At 68.4% G+C, this 20,740-nt stretch carries 21 protein-coding genes; 12 read left to right on the forward strand and 9 right to left on the reverse strand.

Features of this window, described 5'->3' with window-relative positions:
• The 3 genes from NN4_RS37840 to NN4_RS37850 form a co-directional block, all read left to right on the forward strand.
• A partial coding sequence (locus NN4_RS37840; protein ID WP_246181303.1) for an ABC transporter ATP-binding protein occupies positions 1 to 891 on the forward strand: 891 nt, incomplete at its 5' end.
• A gap of 28 nt (positions 892 to 919) precedes the next feature.
• The gene (locus NN4_RS37845) at positions 920 to 1,699 is read left to right on the forward strand and encodes a DUF2705 family protein (protein ID WP_147141228.1); all 780 of its coding nucleotides are present in this window, start codon (positions 920 to 922) and stop codon (positions 1,697 to 1,699) included.
• Between the two features lie 74 nt (positions 1,700 to 1,773).
• Entirely contained in the window at positions 1,774 to 2,247 is a 474-nt protein-coding gene (locus NN4_RS37850; protein WP_147141232.1) for a GbsR/MarR family transcriptional regulator, read from the forward strand.
• Position 2,248: 1 nt separating this feature from the next.
• Here the strand turns inward: NN4_RS37850 and NN4_RS37855 are convergent, their stop codons facing one another.
• Together NN4_RS37855 and zapE are read right to left on the reverse strand one after the other, a co-directional pair.
• A complete protein-coding gene (locus NN4_RS37855; protein ID WP_147141235.1) occupies positions 2,249 to 3,037 on the reverse strand; it encodes a tyrosine-protein phosphatase in 789 nt (262 codons plus the stop codon).
• 76 nt (positions 3,038 to 3,113) lie between these two features.
• A complete protein-coding gene (zapE, locus tag NN4_RS37860; protein ID WP_147141238.1) occupies positions 3,114 to 4,130 on the reverse strand; it encodes a cell division protein ZapE in 1,017 nt (338 codons plus the stop codon).
• Between the two features lie 35 nt (positions 4,131 to 4,165).
• On the opposite strand from zapE, the gene NN4_RS37865 reads away from it, so the two are divergent.
• The 4 genes from NN4_RS37865 (at position 4,166) to msrB (ending at position 8,357) form a co-directional block, all read left to right on the forward strand.
• Entirely contained in the window at positions 4,166 to 4,927 is a 762-nt protein-coding gene (locus NN4_RS37865; RefSeq protein WP_147141304.1) for a pyrimidine reductase family protein, read from the forward strand.
• Positions 4,928 to 4,959: 32 nt separating this feature from the next.
• Positions 4,960 to 6,516, forward strand: coding sequence for an alpha/beta hydrolase (locus NN4_RS37870; protein WP_147141240.1), 1,557 nt, complete (start codon positions 4,960 to 4,962; stop codon positions 6,514 to 6,516).
• A gap of 84 nt (positions 6,517 to 6,600) precedes the next feature.
• The gene (locus tag NN4_RS37875) at positions 6,601 to 7,914 is read left to right on the forward strand and encodes a glycosyltransferase family 87 protein (RefSeq protein ID WP_186818824.1); all 1,314 of its coding nucleotides are present in this window, start codon (positions 6,601 to 6,603) and stop codon (positions 7,912 to 7,914) included.
• Positions 7,914 to 8,357: a peptide-methionine (R)-S-oxide reductase MsrB gene (gene msrB / locus NN4_RS37880; RefSeq protein WP_107658092.1), complete on the forward strand. Its 444-nt coding sequence runs from the start codon at positions 7,914 to 7,916 to the stop codon at positions 8,355 to 8,357. Before NN4_RS37875 ends, msrB begins: the two co-directional genes overlap by 1 nt.
• Positions 8,358 to 8,442: 85 nt before the next feature.
• Here the strand turns inward: msrB and hemQ are convergent, their stop codons facing one another.
• The 4 genes from hemQ to hemE form a co-directional block, all read right to left on the reverse strand.
• On the reverse strand, positions 8,443 to 9,138 hold the full coding sequence (gene hemQ, locus NN4_RS37885) for a hydrogen peroxide-dependent heme synthase (RefSeq protein WP_147141248.1): 696 nt from the start codon (positions 9,136 to 9,138) through the stop codon (positions 8,443 to 8,445).
• A gap of 827 nt (positions 9,139 to 9,965) precedes the next feature.
• Positions 9,966 to 11,312: a protoporphyrinogen oxidase gene (locus tag NN4_RS37890; RefSeq protein ID WP_147141251.1), complete on the reverse strand. Its 1,347-nt coding sequence runs from the start codon at positions 11,310 to 11,312 to the stop codon at positions 9,966 to 9,968.
• A gap of 341 nt (positions 11,313 to 11,653) precedes the next feature.
• Positions 11,654 to 12,184, reverse strand: a complete 531-nt coding sequence (locus NN4_RS37895) for a uridine kinase family protein (protein ID WP_222595241.1) — start codon at positions 12,182 to 12,184, stop codon at positions 11,654 to 11,656.
• Positions 12,184 to 13,239 (reverse strand): uroporphyrinogen decarboxylase, encoded by a 1,056-nt coding sequence (hemE, locus tag NN4_RS37900; protein ID WP_147141254.1) that lies wholly within the window; start codon positions 13,237 to 13,239, stop codon positions 12,184 to 12,186. Before hemE ends, NN4_RS37895 begins: the two co-directional genes overlap by 1 nt.
• Positions 13,240 to 13,597: 358 nt before the next feature.
• On the opposite strand from hemE, the gene NN4_RS37905 reads away from it, so the two are divergent.
• A complete protein-coding gene (locus tag NN4_RS37905; RefSeq protein ID WP_147141257.1) occupies positions 13,598 to 14,236 on the forward strand; it encodes a DUF3000 domain-containing protein in 639 nt (212 codons plus the stop codon).
• Between the two features lie 139 nt (positions 14,237 to 14,375).
• Complete coding sequence (locus tag NN4_RS37910; RefSeq protein WP_147141260.1) at positions 14,376 to 15,668, forward strand: HRDC domain-containing protein; 1,293 nt, start codon at positions 14,376 to 14,378, stop codon at positions 15,666 to 15,668.
• Here the strand turns inward: NN4_RS37910 and NN4_RS37915 are convergent.
• The gene (locus NN4_RS37915; protein WP_147141262.1) at positions 15,640 to 16,047 is read right to left on the reverse strand and encodes an SRPBCC family protein; all 408 of its coding nucleotides are present in this window, start codon (positions 16,045 to 16,047) and stop codon (positions 15,640 to 15,642) included. The two genes, NN4_RS37910 and NN4_RS37915, sit on opposite strands and share 29 nt — an antisense overlap.
• Before the next feature lie 90 nt (positions 16,048 to 16,137).
• Here NN4_RS37915 and NN4_RS37920 point away from each other — a divergent pair, with 90 nt between their 5' ends.
• Complete coding sequence (locus tag NN4_RS37920) at positions 16,138 to 16,722, forward strand: CGNR zinc finger domain-containing protein (RefSeq protein WP_222595242.1); 585 nt, start codon at positions 16,138 to 16,140, stop codon at positions 16,720 to 16,722.
• Between the two features lie 24 nt (positions 16,723 to 16,746).
• Here NN4_RS37920 and NN4_RS37925 read toward each other — a convergent pair whose 3' ends face one another.
• Positions 16,747 to 17,106, reverse strand: a complete 360-nt coding sequence (locus NN4_RS37925) for a MerR family transcriptional regulator (protein WP_246181304.1) — start codon at positions 17,104 to 17,106, stop codon at positions 16,747 to 16,749.
• Positions 17,107 to 17,283: 177 nt separating this feature from the next.
• On the opposite strand from NN4_RS37925, the gene NN4_RS37930 reads away from it, so the two are divergent.
• Together NN4_RS37930 and NN4_RS37935 are read left to right on the forward strand one after the other, a co-directional pair.
• Positions 17,284 to 18,012, forward strand: a complete 729-nt coding sequence (locus NN4_RS37930) for a methyltransferase domain-containing protein (protein ID WP_246181305.1) — start codon at positions 17,284 to 17,286, stop codon at positions 18,010 to 18,012.
• A gap of 85 nt (positions 18,013 to 18,097) precedes the next feature.
• Positions 18,098 to 18,742: a PhzF family phenazine biosynthesis protein gene (locus NN4_RS37935; RefSeq protein WP_147141269.1), complete on the forward strand. Its 645-nt coding sequence runs from the start codon at positions 18,098 to 18,100 to the stop codon at positions 18,740 to 18,742.
• A 45-nt stretch (positions 18,743 to 18,787) separates the two neighbouring features.
• On the opposite strand, the gene dxs is transcribed toward NN4_RS37935, so the two are convergent.
• Positions 18,788 to 20,716, reverse strand: coding sequence for a 1-deoxy-D-xylulose-5-phosphate synthase (dxs, locus tag NN4_RS37940; protein WP_147141272.1), 1,929 nt, complete (start codon positions 20,714 to 20,716; stop codon positions 18,788 to 18,790).
• Positions 20,717 to 20,740: the final 24 nt, after the last annotated feature.

Genomic DNA, 20,740 nt, shown 5'->3' on the forward strand with positions numbered 1-20,740 from the left:
GCAGTCATGACCGCCGCGATCCGCACCGAGGGATTGACCAAGCACTACGGCAAACACGTTGCCATCACCGGCCTCGACCTGGCCGTGCAGCCGGGCGAGGTGTTCGGCTTCCTCGGCCCCAACGGCGCGGGCAAGTCCACCACCATCCGCATCCTGCTCGACCTGATCCGGCCGACCGCGGGTCGCGTCGAGGTGCTCGGCATCGATCCCAGGGCAGGCGGCGCGGAGCTGCGCAGGCGAATCGGTTATCTGCCGGGCGAGTTAGCGATCGAGGGCCGCAATACCGCGCGTGAGCTGCTCGGTTTCCTCGCCGATCAGCACGGCACCGTGCCGGCGCGCCGGATCATCGAGCTCGCCGACCTGCTCGACCTCGACCTGTCCAGGAAGGTCGGCGCCATGTCCAAGGGCAACAAGCAGAAGGTCGGCCTCGTCGCCGCCTTCATGCACCGGCCCGATCTGCTGATCCTGGACGAGCCCACCTCGGGCCTGGATCCGCTACTGCAACAACGGTTTCTGGATCTGGTATCCGAGGCCAAGGCCAACGGGCAGACCGTGTTCATGTCCTCGCACGTCCTCAGCGAGGTGCAGCAGACCGCCGATCGGGCCGTCATCATGCGCGCCGGACAGCTGCTCGGCACCGAGAACGTGGACGAACTGCGCAGGCGCGCAACGCGTTCGGTCGAGCTGGTGTTCGGCGCGGAGGTGTTCGCCGACGACTTCGCCCGGTTGCCCGGGGTGCGCGAGCTGAGCGTCGAGGGAAAGACGTTGCGCTGCACCACCGAAGGCGAGGTGGACGAGCTGTTCAAGACCGCGGCCAAGTACCGGCTGGTGAGCGTGCTGTCCACCGAGCCGGACCTCGAGCAGATCTTCTTCAGCCTGTACGGGCGCTGAACCTACCTATCGCACAGGAGAACTCGACATGACTCGCTCGGCCTTCACCCAGACACTGAAGGAACAGCGCCGCGGACTCGTCGGCTGGTCGATCGGCATGGCCGTCGTCCCGCTGCTGTATCTGCCGTCCTACCAGTCCTTGAAGGAGCAGGGCTCCCTCGATATCAAGCAGAACCGGATGTATGAAGCCATGGGCCTGAGCGACTTCGCCAGTGCCACCGGATATCTCAATGCGACGGTCTTCTCGCTGATGGGCTTGCTGTTGTTGCTCATCTTCGCGGTCACCTTCGCGAGCAGGTCGGTGACCCAGGAGGAGAACGGGATGCTGGACCTGCTGCTGGCCCAGCCCATCGGCCGAACAAACCTGCTCGCGCAACGATGTGCCGCACTGGCGGTGCAGACCACGGTGGTCACCGCCGTGCTCACGCTGAGCGTTCTTGCCGGGGCGACCGCGGGCACGTTGAACATTCCCGCCGGACACGTACTGGCTGCGAGCGCTGGGGTGGGACTGCTGGCTTTCGCAATCGGCACGATCACACTGTTGATCGGCGCGGTCACCGGAAAGCGTTCGTTGACACTGGGACTCGCATCGCTGGTCGCGGTGGCGGGCTACCTCGCCAATAACCTCGGCGGCATGTTCGACGGCACCGAATGGCTGCGCAAGATGTCGCCCTTCTACTACGCGAACGGCGGTTCGCCACTGGTAAACGGGTGGAACGGCGCCCATCTGACAGTCCTGATCGCGCTCGCCGCCGTAGCCCTCGGGCTCGCGCTGCGCGCCTTCGAACGCCGCGATCTCGCGGTCTGACCGCACCGGACGGGGCGAGCCGACACGGCCGCCCCGTTTACCCCTATCCACACTATCGAAGGGATACTCGACCGATGAGCGAGGACAACCCCACCCCGGAACAGCTGGCCTTCGTGGAGGATTTCGCTCTCGTCCTGGAGCGCATGGGTCTGGTCCGGATGGTTGGCCGAGCAGCCGGTTGGCTCCTGATCGCCGATCCGCCGGAGCAGACGTTCGGCCAGATCGCCGACGCACTGCAAGCCTCCAAAGGCTCCATCTCCAGCGCGCTCAAGACCCTCGTCACGATGCGCTGGGTCGACAAGATGTCCAAGCCGGGCGACCGCAAGGACTACTACGCCATCCGCCCCGGCATCCTGCCCGAACTGACCCGCCAGCAGAGCGGCATGTACAGCGACCTCACCACCATGACCTCCCGCGGCCTCGCCCTGTTCGACGACCCCGATGGCGACAAGGCCGCCCGCGTCCGCGACATGCACGAATTCTTCGTCTGGATGGGCAAGGAACTCCCCGCCCTGATCGACCGCTGGTACGCCGAGCACCGCTCCTGAATCAGGCGAGCAGCTTGGTTTTCAGTGCGGCGAGGTCGGTGTCGGTGAGCTGCAAGCCGGTGCGCAGGTAGTTGTCGAAGCTGCCGTAGGTCTGGTTCACCTGGTCGAAAGCGGCGTCGAGCCAAGGCTGTTGGACACCGTTGATCGGGTCGGCGGGGGTGGCGTTGCGGTACTGGTTGGACAGCAGGTAGTCCTGGTTGACGGTGTCGCGGTCGACGCCGAGGAGGGTGAGCAGGACAGCGGCGGTCCAGCCGGTACGGTCCTTGCCCGCAGTGCAGTGGAACAGCACCGCGCCGTCGGTGGCGATGATGTCGTGCAGCACCGCGGCGAAGGCCTGGTTGGCGCCGGGGGCGGTGATGAACGCGCGGTAGAGGCTGTCGCCGCCGGTCAGCGTGCTGACCAGCACCTCGGGCGGGGCCTGGCCGATGACGTCGTCCCAGTTGGCGCTCGCGCCGGCGGGCACCTTGTCCGGTCCGATCGCGCGCTCGTAGACGGTGCGCAGATCGTCCACGACGCGGACCTGACGGCCGGACAGCTCGGCGAGGTCGGCCGGGGTCGCGTTGTTCAGCTGACCGGTGCGGTAGACCAGGCCGGTGCGGACCGTCTGGCCGGTGCCGGTCCGATATCCGCCGAGGTCGCGGGCATTCTGCACACCCTGCAAGTTCAGCGACCGGTCGAACGCGACCGCCGACGCGGCGGGCGGTTCGGCGAGCGCGGCGCCGGTCACCGGGCCGAAGGCGACGGCGAGTCCGGCGGCCAGCGCGATCGGGGTACGAAGCGAGCGGGTCATGCGAGTGCTCCTAATCATCGGTTCCCCCGATGCGCCAGCAAACCAACTGAAACATCAGTTGGTCAAACGGTGCGATTTACGCCGCGACCTCGAACCGCGACAGCGCGAGCAGCCGCGAAATGGCCCGCAGATACTTCTTGCGGTAACCCCCGTCGAGCATCTCCTGCGAGAAGATCTGGTCGAGCTTGGCTCCGGAAACGGTCACCGGAATGCTCGCGTCGTAGAGCCGGTCGGCCAGCACCACCACACGCAACGCCACGGCCTGATCGGCGACGGGATGCACGTTCGCGATGAACACCGACGAAACCCCGGAGATCAGCGCGCCGAACTTCGACGGATGCAGCGTGCTCAGATGCTTCAGTAGCGCGTCGAAGTCGTCGAGCGTGGAACCCGGTGTGGCAGCGGCCCGTTCGGTCAGCACCGCCGACGACGTCGGCTCCGGCGCGGGCGGCAGATCGCGGTGCCGGTAGTCCGGTCCGTCGACGCGCACCGGTTCGAAGATCGAGCCGAGCTTCTTGATCTCACGCAGGAAGTCCTGTGCGGCGAAACGACCTTCGCCGAGCTGACCCGGCAGCGTGTTCGAGGTCGCCGCGATCGAGACGCCCTTCGCGGACAGCTCGGTCAGTAGCCGCGAGACCAGCATGGTGTCGCCGGGATCGTCGAGCTCGAATTCGTCAATGCACAGCACGCTGTTCGCCGACAAGCGCTCCACCGCATTGCTGAAGCCAAGGGCGCCAACGAGATTGGTCACCTCACCGAAGGTGCCGAACGACTTCGGCGCAGGCGCGCTGTGGAAGATCGAGGCGAGCAGGTGGGTCTTGCCGACACCGAACCCGCCGTCGAGGTACAGCCCCGCGCCGGACACCTGCTTCTTCTTGCCGAACAGGCTCTTCTTGTTCGCAGCCTTGTGGATCTTGGCGACCTCGCCGGCGAACTCCTCGGCCTTGCGCACCGCCGCCGCCTGGCTCGGCTCCTTGGGGTCGGGAATGTAGGACCCGAAGCTGACCTCGTCGAACATCGGCGGGGGCACCATCTGGGCGACGAGCTGGTCGGCCGGAACCTCAGGGTGGCGGTCGACGAGGCGTTCTTGCATGTGCGAAGCCTAATGACGTGGTGAGATCTATGTTCATGCAGCGTAGCCACAATGCGATCCAGCTCACAGACCTGACACCGGACGACCTAGCCCAGCTGTACGCGTACCCGGCCGAGCTTCGCGAGCCCCATGTCCGCGCGAACTTCGTGTCCAGCATCGACGGCGCCGCGACCAGCGATGGACAGTCCGCGGGCCTGGGCACACCGGCCGACAAAACCGTGTTCCTGATGCTTCGCGAACTCGCCGACGTGGTCCTGGTTGGCGCGGGCACGGTCCGCGCCGAGAACTACGGTGGGGCCAGGACCGATCCGCAGCGCAGGCGGGCGCTGCACGAGCGCGGCATCGGTGGTCATCCGGACGGTACGGCGCCGCCGATCGCGGTGGTCACCGCGAGCGCGGCGATCGATGTGGGCGCCCGACTGCTCACCGATACGACGGTCCCGCCGTTGATCATCACCACGACCACCGCCCCGGCGGACCGCAAACAGCAACTGGCCGACGCGGGCGCGGATGTGGTCGAGGCGGGCGATCTCGCGGTGACCCCCAAGGCCTTGCTGCGAGTGCTCGCCGAGCGCGGGTTACATCGCGTGCTGTGTGAGGGCGGCCCGCATTTGTTCGGCGAGCTGCTGGCCGCCGACGCCGTCGACGAGCTGTGCCTGACTACCGCACCTCTGCTGGTCGGTGGCACCGCGCGGCGAATTTCGCTGTCCGCGCACGAGTTCGACCGACCCATGTCCCGCGCGCACATCCTGCTCGACGACGACGGCACGATGCTGACCCGATGGGCCCGTGCATGAAACAACCGCCCGAACCTGGCAGGCTGTAGCGCATGCGCTGGACTCGGGCCGTCGTGCTGGCCGCGACACTCTCGATCATGATCGCCGGATGCGGGGCGGGACCCTCCGACCGTCCCGGTGTCGCCGTCGAGCGCGATCGGGTCGGCGGCACTGCCACCACCTCGGCCGCCCCGGCCCCGCCGCCGAGCGCCGACGTGCCCAAGACCGACCTGCCGTGGAAGGACTGCACCACGCCGACGCTGGACCTGCTCGGCCTCGGCCCCGCTCCGGCGGGCCTGGTGCTGGACTGCGCGGAGTACACCACCCCGATCGACGCGGGCGGCAGCGTGCTCGGCAACTTCCGCGCCGCCGCGATGCGCGCCCGGCTGCCGCAGACGCCCGCGGACGCCGCCCCGCTGGTCCTCACCTCCGGCGCGGACCGCTCCTCCACGGCCACCCTCGCCGGACTCGCCGTCGGCCCCGCGAGCGCCGTGCTGGCCGCACGCCCGATCGTCGCGGTAGACCGGCGCGGCATCGGCAGCTCGCAGCCGCTGGACTGCCTGTCCGCCGAAGTGCGCAAAGGACTGGCCGACAACGCCCAATTCGGGCCGGGCGCAAACGATCCCGTCGACGCGATGGTCTCGCTGAGCCAGGACGGCACCATCGCCTGCCGCGACTTCCTGCAGCCCTACGAGGGCACCTTCGACGCACCGCACGCCGCCGACGACCTCGAACAGCTGCGCAGGCAATGGCAGGTCGAGCGCATCGCGCTGCTCGGCACCGGCAACGGCGCGAAGGTCGCGCTCAGCTACGCCCGCAAGTACGGCGATCACCTGGCCCGGCTCGTCCTCGACTCCCCCGAGGCCGTCGGCGCGGACGCCGTCACCAGGGCCGAACAGCAGCTCGAAGGCGCGGAGGCCGCGTTGACCGCCTTCGCGCAGCGCTGCACCGGGGTCAGCTGTTCGCTCGGCCCGGATCCGCGCGCCGCGATCACCGATCTGGTCAACCGGGCCGGTTCCGGTGGGCTGGGCGACATCTCGGTCAACGCGCTGCTCACCGCGGTCTCCGGCTTCCTCGGCAGCCCGCGTGCCGACCAGTCCAACCGGGTTCGCGAACTCGCCGACGCGCTGTCCGCGGCCGGGCGCGGCGACCGCGCTGCGCTCGGCACCTTGATCCAGCGCGAATCGGCGGCCATCGGCGGTGACGGTCAATTCGTCAACCGCTGCACCGACACTCAGCAACCGCCGACGCCGACCAAGGCCAAGGAACTGATGGGCACCTGGGATGCGAAGTACCCGGTGTTCGGTAAGAACATGGCGGTCGGGCTGATGGAGTGCGCGGCCTGGCCGGTGTCGACCGCGCCTGGAATGCCGGAGAAACTCAGCATTCCGGTGCTAGTGCTCGGCGGAATCGCCGACCCGGTGGTCGGCAATGCCGGGCAGGCGTCGGTCGCCGGAGCGCTCGGCGCGGCGGGGGCGCGGCACGCGGGCGTCACCTGGCAGGGCTGGGGCCACCCGGTGTCCAACCACTCGAGTTGTGCGCAGCGCACCATGGTCGAGTATCTGAAGGACGCGAAGCTGCCCGCCGACGGCACCGCCTGCCCCGCCTGATCCGCCGCCGCGAACAGCCCTTCTAGCGGCGCGTCGCACAGGTCCGGACAACCGTCGCAACCTGATCCGGTGTACCGTGCCCCAGTGTTACTTCGACAGCTCGAGCCCCGCACTGCTCGCACCACCGCCGAGGTGATCAAGTTCGCACTCTGGCCCATCGCGGTCATGACCGTGCTGAACCGGGTTTTCATCAAGGCTGTCAATGGTTTCATCACCGACGACTTCCGGCCGGTCTACCAGGCCTCGCTCGACTTTCTCAACGGGCGGCCGGTGTACACGGCGAACTTCGATTCGGTCGATCCGCACTACCTCTACTACCCGAGCGGCACACTGCTCATCGCGCCGGTGGCGTGGGTGCACGACTACGAGAAGGCCCGCTGGCTGTTCATCCTCCTGAACGCCGCCGCGATCATCCTCGCCTGGTATCTGCTGCTGCGGCTGTTCCGGTTCACCGTGAATTCCGTTGTCGCGCCGGTGTTGCTGCTGGCGATGTTCATGTCGGAGACAGTGACCAACACGCTGGTGTTCACGAACGTCAACGGGTGCATCCTGCTGGCCGAGCTGCTGTTCCTGCATCTGCTGCTCAAACGGCGAGACCTGTGGGCAGGTCTCGCACTCGGATTGAGTCTCGCGGTGAAACCGACGCTGGCACCGCTGCTATTGATCGCACTGGTTCGCGGGCAGTGGAAGGTGTTCATCACCGCGCTGGGTGTGCCGATCGTGCTGACCGCGATCGCCTGGCCGATGTCGAAGGACCCGGAGAAGTTCCTCAGCCACACCGCGCCGTACCTGTTCGAGACCCGCGACTACTTCAACAGTTCCATCCCCGGCAACGGCGAGTACTACGGGCTGCCGCCGTGGCTGGTCTGGGGCATCCGGGTCGGCATGGGCATCCTGGTCGCCATCTCGCTGTGGCTGCTGTACCGCTACTACCGCGACGACGAGCTGTTCTTCGTGTGCACCGCGTCCGGTGTGCTGCTCGCCGGGTCGTTCCTGCTGCTGTCGCTGGGGCAGATGTACTACTCGATGATGCTGTTCCCGTTCCTGATGACGGTGGTGCTGCGCAATTCGGTAATGCGCAACTGGCCGGCATGGTTGGCGGTATTCGGGTTCATGAGTTACGACAAGTGGCTGTCCGAGCGACCCGGCTGGCAGCACTGGGGTCGCGACCTCGAGTATCTGCGCATCACCTTCGGGTGGGGTTTGCTGGTGATCGTGATCTTCTGCGTGCTCGGTGAGCGGTATCTGGCCGCGAAGCGGGAAGGGCGTCTGGCGTTCGGCATCGACCCCACCTGGTTCAAGCCTGTGCCGAGCGGTGCGCACGCCACCACGACTGATTCGCCCAGCTCAGCCAATGGCTCCGCGACGACGGTGGCGAAACCTATTAGCGTGGAGTGATGAGTTCCGAAGCCGATACGTCCCTGCCCGCGCCGCGGATCCAGCTGACGCCGCAGGAATGGCGCGCCAAGCTGAACCCCGAGGAATACGCGGTGCTGCGCGAGGCCGCCACCGAACGACCCTTCGTCGGTGAATACACCGACACCAAGACCGATGGCGTCTACGAATGCCGCGCCTGCGGTGCCGAATTGTTCCGCAGCACAGAGAAATTCGACTCACATTGCGGGTGGCCGTCGTTCTTCGATCCGGCGAAGTCCGAAGCGGTGATCCTGAAATCGGACGACACCCTCGGCATGCACCGGGTCGAAGTGCTGTGCGCGAATTGCCACAGCCACCTCGGCCACGTGTTCGAGGGCGAGGGGTACAACACGCCCACCGACAAGCGCTACTGCATCAACTCCATCTCGCTGCGACTGCACCCCTCGGACAGCGCAGCGGAGTAATCCGCAACCAAGCACTGGACCGAAGAGTACGTTTCCCCGCCCCGACCCGCACGCCCCGAAAACCCGGGGCTTGCCGGTCATTAGCTCAGGGCAGGGCGTTGATGAGTTTGTCGATCTCTACGCGGGGGCCGGTGAAGAAGGGGACTTCTTCGCGGACGTGCAGGCGGGCCTCGGTGGCGCGCAGGTCGCGCATCAGGTCGACGATGCGGTGCAGTTCGGGGGCCTCGAAGGCGAGGATCCATTCGTAGTCGCCGAGGGCGAACGAGCTGACCGTGTTGGCGCGCACGTCGGGGTAGCCGCGGGCGGCCTTGCCGTGGTCGGCGAGCATCTTGCGCCGCTCGTCGTCGGGCAGCAGATACCACTCGTAGGAGCGGACGAACGGGTAGACGCAGATGTAGTTGCCCGGGTCCTCGCCGGCCAGGAACGCGGGCACGTGACTCTTGTTGAACTCCGCGGGACGGTGCAGCGCCACATTGCTCCACACCGGGGCGCTGGCCCGGCCCAGCTCGGTCGTGCGCCGGAAGTCGGCGTAGGCAGCCTGCAGATCCTCGACGCGCTCGGCGTGCGTCCAGATCATGAAGTCGGCGTCGGCGCGCATCCCCGCCACGTCATAGACGCCGCGCACCACCACGTCACGATCGGCAAGACCCTCGAAGAACGCCCGCGCCTCCTTGATCGCGGCAGCCCGGTCGTCGCCGAGCACACCCGGCTGCACCTGGAACACCGAGAACATCAGGTAGCGAATGGTCGAGTTGAGTTCCTGATAATCGAGTCGCGCCATGCCCCCATCGTGCCACCCGCAAGATTGACTCTGCCCTGCGGTCCTGGTCACGTTCCGCCGCTGGGTGCAGGCGAGCCAACGCCTGCTGGTAGCCCGGCATCCGCTGCTGAAATGGCTACAGCGCAGCCAGCCCGCAGCTATCGCCGGTGGTGGGCTCACGTCGAATCGCCGGTCGCGCTTCGTCGCTCGCGGCAGCGATGCCGCAACGCTCGAGGTGAAGCTAGCAAGCTGCCGATGCAGTGCGCTGGACAGGCTCGGGGACGAGATAACTTGCGGGCGTACAGATGCGATGCGCGGCGGCATGGCCTGACCGACGCAAGCAGGGCTATTGCCTGACACGACGCGGACAGTGATGCGGGCGGCGCCGGTGATGCAGGCGGCGCCGGTGATGCCGGCGAGGATACCCGTCCCCTGCGCGAGACAGCCGCGAGTACGAATCAGCCTGCGGCAGTCCGACAGCGGCGTTGCGGGAGGCGGTCCCGGCAGCGACGCCGACCCCGTTACGATGGCGACATAGGCGGGGACGCCTGTCCGTGCGGGCGACAGCCGCGAGTACGAGTCAGGTTGCGGCAGCAGCGATGCGGCGCGTGCAGCATTGCCTGCGGCGGCGCAGACAGCGTAGGCGCTGCCAGCGGAGACACCCGCGCTCTGCGGGAGACAGCGTCGAGCACGAGTCGGCTTGCCGCAGTGGCGATACGGCGGGGCAGCGGCATCGCCCGACGCGATGCAGGCGGCGTGGGCGATGCAGGTGGGGACGCCGATGCCGTGCCGATGGCGACACAGGCGGGGACGCCCCGCGCCGTGCGGAAGCCAGCCGCGAGTACGAGTCAGGTTGCGGCAGTGGCGATGCGGCAGGCGGCGGCGTTGCCCGACGCGACGCAGGCGGGGACGCCGACTCCGTGTAGGTAGGCGCCGGCGATGGCGAGACCGTCGAGGGTGGCGACGGACTGTTCGATGGCGGCGATGCGATCGATGTGTCCTGGGGCGTATTGGGCCAGTCCGACGCGCCAGCGTTGAACTACCGCGGACAGTGGGTTGATGGGGACGCCGGTGACGGTGGCCAGATCTTCGGCGGCGGCGGTGATCAGGTCGGCGTCGGACCAGGACAGGGTCGAGTCGTCGCCGAATTTGGCGAATGAGGCGCGGACCAAGGCTGTTTCGCGTTGGGCGAGGTGGGTCCACTTGCGGCTGGACAGCGTGAACGCTTTGGCGCGCAATGGTTCTCCGGTGGCGATCAGGATGCCCGAGTTCTGCGGGAGGGCGGTGTCGCGCGGGAGGGCAAGTGCGACAACGACCGACGAGGACAGTTCGATGCCCGCGAGCGCGGCGGCGGCGTCCGGTGCGACGGTGCCGAGCAGTCGGGCGGTGATCGGCGCGGGGGTGGCGAGCACGACGCCGTCGACCGCGCCGATCGGGTCGACCACCCAGCCGCGCAACCCGCGGGCGAGCCGAGTGGCCGGTGTCGCGGTGACGAATTTCGCACCGGATCGCGCGGCCAGCGCCTCCAGCAGCACTTGGTAACCGTCGCGGAGCCCACCGAATACCGGGGCGTCCGACGGCGGCGGCAGCGCGACGGACACCGCGTGGGTGAGGCTCGGCGCACCGTCGTCCAGCGCGGCGGCCAAGGTCGGCAGGGCGGCGCGCACACCGATCGAACGGGAACTCCCCGCGTACACGCCGCCGAGCAGCGGATCCACACTGCGCTCCACGACCTGGGCACCGAATCGGTCGGCGATCAGGCGGTACACGTCGACGTCCGCGCCGGGCTCCCAGGCCAGCGGCCGCTGCGGTTCCCCGGCGATCTGCTCGATCGTCGCCGCGTCGACCAGCCCCCGCATCGATTCGGCCGACGCCGGTATCCCCATCAACGTCCGCTCGGGCAACGCATGCGTCACCCCGCCCGACCACACCAGGGGCCGCAATCCCGCGGGCGTCACCAGCTGCGTCTCCAGCCCGACCTCGCGCAGCAACTCCGGCACCTCGGGCCGTCGCCCGACGAACGCCTCCGCCCCGAGATCCAAAGGCCCCCTGGCTAGTTCACCGGTATAGAGAATCCCGCCCACCCGCTCGGCCCGATCCAGCACCAGGATGTCCGCCGCAGGCCCGAGCAGCATCCGCAAACGATATGCAGCGGACAGCCCGCTGATCCCACCGCCGACCACAGCGATCCTCATAACCTGACGGTATCCCTCCCCCGCCCATAGCCCGCGACCGGTCCGCCCTCGCAGCGACGACCGCCACACCCGACTTCGCCCACTCTCGGGGCGCTCTAGTGGGCACCGGCCGGCCGCGCACAGCAGCCGCATCGGCTTGCGCTGCCCGCACCACGGCGCGGGCCCGGTGTCGGGCAAACGGCCGGACCTATGCGCCCGTCCAGCGCACGCAGAGCATCAGCCGCACCGATTCTCGGGCTCCGCACTGACTTCAGGGCCGTAGAGCGAGTGCAAATCCCGAGAGTAGGTGCGTCTTCTCCCGATCAGTGAGATCGGCAACACCAGCGGAGCGCGGGGGTGGGTTACGTGCCGCTCACGATGATGTCCGCGTGGGCGCGGGAGTTGTCGGTGGCGAAGTGGTTGTCTTCGTCGGCCATCCACTGTTCCCACAGCGGGAGCGCGGCAGACCCGTCGCGTTCGAGACCGCGCGCCAAGCGCAGAGCCGGTGGGGTGTCGACCCAGATGGCCAGCGACAGCCGCGCACGAACGGCGGCGCGGGCGGCGGACACTCCCTCCAGTACCACCACACCGCCCGGTGCGACCTCATGCCATTCGGCCAACGCGCGTTGTTCCCAGTCGTACCGCTGGTAGCGACCCGGCTCGTCACGGCCGAGCGGTTCGAGCACCTGGCTCTCCAACCGCGGCCACCAGTCCAGTGCGTTGTCCCACGACGCGAAGCTGTCGGTCGGCACGACGGTGGCGTCACATGCGCGCGCGAGTTGAGCAGCCAGCGTTGACTTTCCAGCTCCACCCGGCCCGTCGATCGCGACCAACCTGGTGGAACCGAGGCGCGGCTCGCTCGCCTGCACCCGCGCCATGATCTGCGCGAGCACTACAGTTCGTGCACCAAATCGACGAGTGCCGTCAGCACACCGGGATCGGTATCGGGCAGCACGCCGTGGCCAAGGTTGAAGATGTGTCCCGTGGCGCCCAACGTGATCGCCTCGTCGGCTTCGGCGGTGATGCGTCGCGCCTCGGTCTCCACCGCGGCCGAACCGGCGAAGAGCACGGCGGGGTCGAGGTTGCCCTGCAACGCTTTTCCGGGTCCGACCCGGCGCACCGCGTCGGTGAGCGGCACCCGCCAGTCGACGCCGACCACGTCGGCCCCCGCCTCGCCCATCGCGCCGAGCAGTTCGCCGGTGCCGACACCGAAGTGGATGCGCGGCACCCCCGCGTCGGCGATCTCGGCGAAGACGCGTTCGGAGTGCGGCAGCACGAACCGCCGGTAGTCGGCGAGCGAGAGCGCGCCGGCCCAGGAGTCGAACAGCTGCACGGCGTCGACACCGGCCGCCAACTGGGCCTGCAGGAAGGCGATGGTGATGTCGGTGAGCGCACCGAGCAGCGCATGCCAGGTCTGCGGGTCGGCGTACATCATCGACTTGGTGCGTTCGTGGTTCTTGCTCGGCCCGCCCTCGACCAGGTACGACGCCAGCGTGAACGGCGCTCCCGCGAACCCGATCAACGGCGTCGCACCGAGCGCGTCGACCAGCAGTCGCACCCCGTCGGTGACCGCGCCGACCTCTTCCGGCCGCAACCGCGGCAGCGCACGCACATCGTCGGCGGTGCGCACCGGCGACGCGATGACCGGCCCGACGCCGGGCACGATATCGAGGTCGATCCCCGCGGCCTTCAGCGGAACAACGATGTCGGAGAACAGAATCGCCGCGTCCACGCCGTGCCTGCGGATCGGCTGCATCGTGATCTCGCACACCAGCTCCGGATCGAAGCACGACTCGAGCATGCCGACGCCCTTGCGCAGCTCGCGATACTCGGGCAACGACCGGCCTGCTTGCCGCATGAACCACACCGGACGCCGGCTCGGCGTCGCCCCGGTAGCGGCGGCCAGGAACGGAGCATCGGTCAGGCGGCGGCGGGTATGAGTACTCATCGTTGCCCATCGTAAAGGGCCGCCATCCTGCCCCCGCCTGCCCCGCCGCAGGGGTGCGTTGGCCGATCCCGACCAGGCGCATACCGACCCCGGCCGCACCTGCTCCTGCTCGCTCGCGAGGCTCGAACAGGACCACACCGAGCCGGATCGCGAACCGATGATTTCAGCGGCGGTGATGTTGACCGCGGCCCGCCGCTCGACGGCGCACAGACCGTGTCCGCACCCCTCACACCACCCCAATCAGTGCGACACGCCGACGATCGCGGCGCGCGGAACCACGAAATGGCCCACGGACGCGGCACCAATACAGCGGCGCGCCTCCGACTGTGCCGGGTGCACTAGGTCTACCGTCCCCTTCGTGACACCGCTCGACTTCCGCGACGGCGCCGCAGCGACCGAGGGACCACATGGCGAGCCAGCTCAATTTCGCGCAGCGGTCGAGGCGATGGGCACCGCAACCGTGCATCCCCGGATCGAGCTGGCGCCGATCCGCCCGCCGCAACGTCTGGCGCCCTATTCGTACGCACTCGGTGCCGAGGTAAAACATCCGGAATCCACTGTGGTGCCGGTCGATTCGGAAGGCGACGCGTTCGGCAGGTTGATCCTGCTGCACGATCCGGACGGTGACGACGCCTGGCACGGCACCCTGCGGCTGGTCGCCTACATCCAGGCCGACATCGACGCCGCGCTGGCCACCGACCCGCTGCTGCCGGAGGTGGCGTGGAGCTGGCTGGTGGACGCGCTGGAGTCGCGATCGGAACCGTTCACCGCGCTGGGCGGCACCGTGACCTCGACGAGTTCGGTGCGCTACGGCGATATCGCGGGCCCGCCGCGGGCCCATCAGCTGGAGCTGCGAGCCTCCTGGACCGCGATCACCGACGACATGCGCCCGCATGTAGAAGGTTTCTGCGAAGTACTCGCCTACGCGGCCGGGCTCCCCCCGGCCGGCATCACCGAGTTGCAGATGCGTTCGGACCTCTCGAAGGACCAGCGGTAGTCGACGGGGAAGACCAGCGGGCAATACGACGTTGAAATCGACGAAAGCATCCATCGATTCCGTTGTTGTTCGCCCGCCCGACACACGGAAGCCCGATAGGACGACGACCGCCGCGGCACTGCACGTAAAGTTCAACAACATGTCCGTACCCGACGAATCCGAACCCACCGGCGCGCCACCCCTGCTCGCGCCCGTGGATGGCGTGCCTCCGGTACTGGACACCGCCGCTGAAATCGCCGCGGCCGCCGCGCGTCTCGCCGCGGGCACCGGCCCGCTCGCCGTCGATGCCGAACGTGCTTCGGGTTTCCGGTATTCGGCGCGCGCCTACCTGATTCAGCTGCGCCGCGCGGGTGCGGGCACGTTCCTCATCGATCCGATTCCGGTCGCCGACTCGCTCACGCCGCTGGCCGACGCGATCAACGACCTCGAGTGGGTATTGCACTCGGCGGACCAGGATCTGCCCGGTCTGGCCGAACTCGGCCTGCGCCCGCAGCGGCTGTTCGATACCGAATTGGGCGGTCGGCTGGCCGGTTTCGAACGCGTCGGCCTGGCCGCGATGGTGGAGAACCTGCTGGGTCACGCGCTGCGCAAGGGGCACGGCGCGGCCGACTGGTCGACCAGGCCGTTGCCGGCCGAATGGCTGAACTATGCGGCACTGGATGTCGAACTGCTGCTGGAGTTGCGCGACGCGGTCGCCGCGGAGCTGGAAGCGCAAGGCAAAACCGATTGGGCAGCACAGGAATTCGAGCACGTCCGGACCACCGAACCGGCGCCGCCGAAAGCGGACCGGTGGCGTCGCACCTCGGGCATCCACAACCTGCGCCGGACCCGACAGCTCGCCGTGGTGCGCGAGCTATGGACTACCCGGGACGCGCTAGCTCGCGGCCGCGACGTGGCGCCCGCCCGGATCCTGCCCGACGCCGCGATCATCGCGGCCGTCACCGCCGAACCGAAAACCATCGCGCAACTGCGCGCATTGCCGGTGTTCGGCGGTCCGCGCCAGCGGCGCTACTCCCGCGAGTGGCTGGCCGCCATCGACCGCGGCCGGACCATGCCCGACAGCGACCTACCGCCGCTGACCCAGCCGTTCGACGGACCGCCCCCGGTCAACCGCTGGGAACGCCGCGACCCGGCCGCCGCCGCCCGGTTGACCCGCGCGCGCACCGCGATGGGTGAGCTGTCCACCGAGCACGCGATCCCGGTGGAGAACCTGCTCTCCCCCGACCTCGTCCGCCGCTTGTGCTGGGACGGGCTGCCCGATTACGACCACGTCCCGGACTCGCCCGACGACCTGGCCAGCGCCATCGACGGCTTCCTCAAGTCCGGCGGGGCCAGGCCCTGGCAGCGCGAACTGGCCGTCCCGCGCCTGACCGAGGCGCTGACGCCGGAACCCGCCGAGCAGGTCACACCGCCGCCTCCTGCGTCTGCTTGAAGACGCGCAGACCTTCGTCCATCCCCGGGCTGAAGGCGTCCGCGAGTTCCGCGGGCAGCACGTCGTGCCGCCAGACGAACCGGGTGTGCGCGTCGCCGTGCGGGAAGACCTGCATGGACGCGTTGTTGTGCGCCGGTGTCACGCTGCCGCCGATGATCGAGTACACGAAGCGCCGTTCGTCCTCGTCGAGGGTGATGAGTCGTTCCCGCAGCGTCGACCCGTTGGCGAATTCGACCACGCGGACGTCCTGACCGTCGAGCTTGCTGTCGGTGGCGAAACCGGGTGCCATGCGGACCGGTCCGGCGACGAAATCGCGAATGATCGCCCAGATCTGCTCGGCGGGGGCCTCGATGATGAGCTCTTTCTTGACCGATGCCATGGGGCTCCTTGTGCGTGAGGTGGCTAACTGGTGTGAGCTGAACGCTAGTTAGCTAACTATCTACCGTCAATAGGTAGTTAAGATGGTGGTGTGCCAAGTGAAATCGAAGCCGCGGCTGGGCTCGCGCCGGTGGACCGGATCGTGGAGTTCGTCAACACCCGTCGCGCGGACGGTGACGGGCTCGGCACGCCCGAGCAGTTGACGAGCTGGTTGCACACGCACGATCTGCTTCCTCTCTCCGCGCAGGCCGCCGCCGACGCCGGCGATCGCGAGCGCGCCGTCTGGCTGCGGGAAGGTCTGCGCGCGCTACTCGCCGAGAACAACGCCGAACCCGTCACCAGCCCACGCCCCGACGGCTTGGACCCTGCGGCGCGAACTCAACTCGCAACGCTGACCGCCGCGCTACCGCTACGCCTCGACGTGACAAGCGTGCCGCCACGTCTGGTCGCCCAACCCCGCGAACCGGTCGACCACGCACTCGCAACCCTGCTCGCCGACGTCGCAACCGCCGTCGCCGCCGGCACGTGGCCGCGCCTCAAAGCCTGCCGAGAACCGAGCTGCCGCTGGGCGTTCTACGACCACTCGCGCAACCACGGACGCACCTGGTGCTCGATGAACGTGTGCGGCAACCGCGTCAAAGTGCGGGCCTCGCAGCGGCGGCGCGCTGGAGGTTGAGCCGAAACTCGCCTATCCGTCGGACTACTGCCCGAGCAGCCGCTCGGCGACCGCCGCTCGGAAGTGCGAGCAGGTGGTGAAGTCGGGGTGGTCGCAGGCCGACGCGTGCTCGATCAAGTCGAGCGCGGCCTGTGCGGTGGCGATGCGCGCCCGCAGTTCCGTCCGCCGCCGCTCGAAGACCGCCGAGCGGTCCGGGGTGGTGAGCATGGTGTGGATGTCCTCGAGGGTGAAGCCGGCTTCCTTGGCGCGCAGGATCACCGCCACGCGGAAGATGTCGTCCTCGTTGTAGCGGCGGCGTCCGGCGGGATCGCGGGCCGGGGTCAGCAGGCCCACCGATTCCCAATGCCGCAGGACATGGGTGGCGATGCCGAATCGGGCTGCCACAGAACCGATGCCGGTCGTCGGAGAGGTTGACTTCGCTCGGTCCGCCACGGATTCGGTGCCGGACGCCGAGGGGCTCGACTTCATTCGGCCACCACCGACCCGGTCGGCTTCGTTGCGCCTGAGCCGGTCACCGCAGGGCTTGACTTCATGTCGACATTAAGTCGCACGATGGCCGTCATGTCTACCTTGATCGAACGTCTCGATGCCATCGATACCGCGCCGGGCGTTGCCGAACTGCGCGCCCACTCCTACGATCTGCTGCGCCTGAAAGACGGTGCCTCCGTGGTCGATGTCGGCTGCGGGTCCGGTCGCGCGGTCGCCGAATTAGCCGAGCGAGGTGCGGTGCCGATCGGTATCGATCCGAGCGAGCAGATGCTGGATATCGCGCGGACACGGTGGCCCGCACTGGAGTTCCGTCGAGCAACCGCCGAAGCACTACCGCTACCGGATGAAGCGGTATCCGGCTACCGTGCCGACAAGGTTTTCCATGAGATCGCGGACCCCGCGGCGGCATTGGGGGAAGCTCGCCGGGTCCTGGCTCCGGGCGGCCGCATCGTCCTGCTGGGTCAGGATTGGGACGCCATCATCATCGACTCCGCCGATCCGGAGACCACCCGCGCCCTCGTGCACGCTCGCGCGGACACGATCACCAACCCCCGTTCCGCTCGCGCCTACCGAAATATGCTGCTGGCCAGCGGGTTCCATGACGTCACCGTGGAAGCACGCACACCGATCATCACCGACGAGCTGATGCTGCCGATGCTCACCGGTCTGGTCGCGGCCGCCGGCGACAAGCTAGACCGGGCACGGGCCGAAGCTTGGCTCGACGAGCAGACCACCCAGGCGAGAACAGGTCGCCTGATGGTGGCGATCCCACTGTTCATCGCCGCAGCCTCCCGGCCGTGACAGCGGGCATGAGAGCGGGCACTCTCGCACTTTCGCGCCACCATGTCCCGTTGATCATGAAGTGCCCTACTGGTTGGCTGAGTGTGTGACTGAGTACGACGTACTGCGCGTCTTCTGTGACCCCGACGGTCGATACGGCAACGAGCTCGGCGTCGTCCGCGATGGATCCGCCGTTCCCGAAGTGGCCGAGCGCCAAGCTTTCGCCAGGAAGTTGGGTTTCAGCGAGACCGTATTCGTCGACGACCCGGTGCGTGGCGCCATCGACATCTACACGCCGACCGCACGGCTGCCCTTCGCCGGACATCCGTGCGTGGGCGTGGCCTGGCTGCTGGACGTACCCAGCTTGGTCACGACTGCCGGCGTAGTCGGCACCCGGTCCGACGGGGAGTTCATTTGGATCCAGGCGCCCGCCGAATGGGCGCCCCCGCGCACCCTTCGCCAATACGGTTCCGCGGCAGAAGTGGACGGTCTGCCGGTCCCGGAGCCGGGCGAGTGGATCTACGCGTGGGCCTGGCAGGACGAGTCCGCCGGGAAGATCAGGGCCCGCGCCTTCCCCGGCCGCGGCGACGGTATCGAGGAGGACGAGGCGACAGGCGCGGCGGCACTGCTGCTCACGTCGAGACTCGGCCGCCCCCTGCATATTTCGCAGGGACGCGGGTCGCAGATCGCGACAGCCCCGCGACCGAACGACCTCATCGAAGTGGGTGGGCGCGTCAGAAGGGCTAGGTAGCTCCCCGCTCACCGCAGGCCGACCGGGCGTCCAGCCGATCCGCACTCACCGAGCGACGAGCCACCCACCGATCCGCCGGGCGATATCGGGCGCGGTCAACCCGAGCTCCGCATGCACCTCACCCCGCGACGCGTGATCCAAGAACTGCTGCGGCACACCGAGATCCCGGGTCGGGATGTCCAGACCGGAGTTGCGTAGGCGCGCGGAAACGGTCGAGCCGATGCCACCGTGCAGTCCGCCGTCCTCCACCGTGACCACGAGCCGGTAGTTCTCGGCCAGCTTGACCAGCGTGTCGGAGACCGGAAGCACCCACCGCGGGTCGATCACGGTGACCGAAATCCCTTCGGCCTCCAGCAAGTCCGCGGCCTCCAGCGCCGGACCGGCGAACGAGCCGACCGCTACCAGCAGCACGTCACCGCGCACCGCCTGCACCGATCCGCCACCGTCGAGCGCGGGTTCGTCACCGCTGCGCTCCCCGGCGGCCAGCCGCAGCACATCGACACCGTCGAGCCGCTCGACCGCCGAGATATCGTCGGCGACACTGCCTTTCGGGAACCTGATCGCGGTGGGTCCGTCGTTGACAGCAAGCGCCTCGGCCAGTTCCTCGCGCAGGGTTGCCGCGTCACGCGGCGCCGCCACCCGGATCCCGGGAATGATGCCGAGCACCGACAGGTCCCACATGCCGTTGTGGCTGGCACCGTCGGGCCCGGTGATGCCCGAGCGATCCAGCACGACGGTCACCGGCTGCTTCAACAGCGCGACATCCATCAGCAACTGGTCGAAGGCACGGTTGAGAAACGTGGAGTAGATCGCGACCACGGGATGCATGCCACCGAGCGCGAGCCCGGCCGCCGACGCCATCGCGTGCTGTTCGGCGATGCCGACGTCGAACATCCGCTCGGGGAACCGTTCGCCGAACGCGGCGAGCCCGGTCGGACCAGGCATGGCCGCCGTTATCGCGACGATGTCCTCGCGCCGTTCGGCCTGGGCGACGAGTTCCTCGGAGAACACCGCGGTCCAGCCGAGCGCCTTCGGTCCGCCCACGGGGACACCGGTGAGCGGGTCGATCGGATCGCAGGCGTGCATCTGGTCGGCGATGTGGTTCTCGGCGGGCGCGTAGCCATGACCCTTCTGGGTCACCGCGTGCACCACCACCGGACCGCCGAAGTCCTTGGCCCGGCGCAGCGCCGCCTCCAGCGCGACGATGTCGTGCCCGTCGACCGGGCCGACGTACTTCATCCCGAGGTCGCTGAACAGCTCCTGCGGGCTCACCGCGTCCTTTATCCCGGCCTTCACCGCGTGCATCATCGAGTACGCGGACTCGCCGACCCGCGGGATGCTCTTGAGGATCCGCTTCCCGGTGTCGAGCGCGTGCTCGTAGGCGGGCTGGGTGCGCAGCGCGGTCAACCGGTCGGCCAGGCCGCCGATGGTCGGCGCGTAGGAGCGGCCGTTGTCGTTGACGACGATGACGACCGGGCGGTCGGGCGCGCCCGCGATGTTGTTGAGCGCCTCCCAGCACATGCCGCCGGTGAGCGCGCCGTCGCCGACCACGGCGACCACGTGCCGGTCCTGGCCGCTGAGCGCGAACGCCTTGGCCAGGCCGTCGGCGTAGGACAGCGACGCGGAGGCGTGTGAGGACTCCACCCAGTCGTGCGCGCTCTCGGCGCGGCTGGGGTAGCCGGACAGGCCGCCCCGCTTGCGTAGCGAGTCGAACTCGTCCTTGCGGCCGGTCAGGATCTTGTGCACGTAGGCCTGGTGGCCGGTGTCGAAGATCAACGGATCGGCAGGCGAGTCGAAGATCCGGTGCAGGGCGATGGTCAGTTCGACCACGCCGAGGTTCGGGCCGAGGTGCCCACCGGTCGCGGCAACCTTCTGCACGAGGAACTCGCGGATCTCGTCCGCCAGCTCACGCAGTTGCGGCGCGGTGAGCGGACGCAAATCTTCGGGCGTGTCGACCCGGGAAAGCACTCCCACCTGAACTCGCTCCCTCCGGATAGC

Source organism: Nocardia ninae NBRC 108245 (assembly GCF_007990755.1).
GTDB lineage: Bacteria > Actinomycetota > Actinomycetes > Mycobacteriales > Mycobacteriaceae > Nocardia > Nocardia ninae.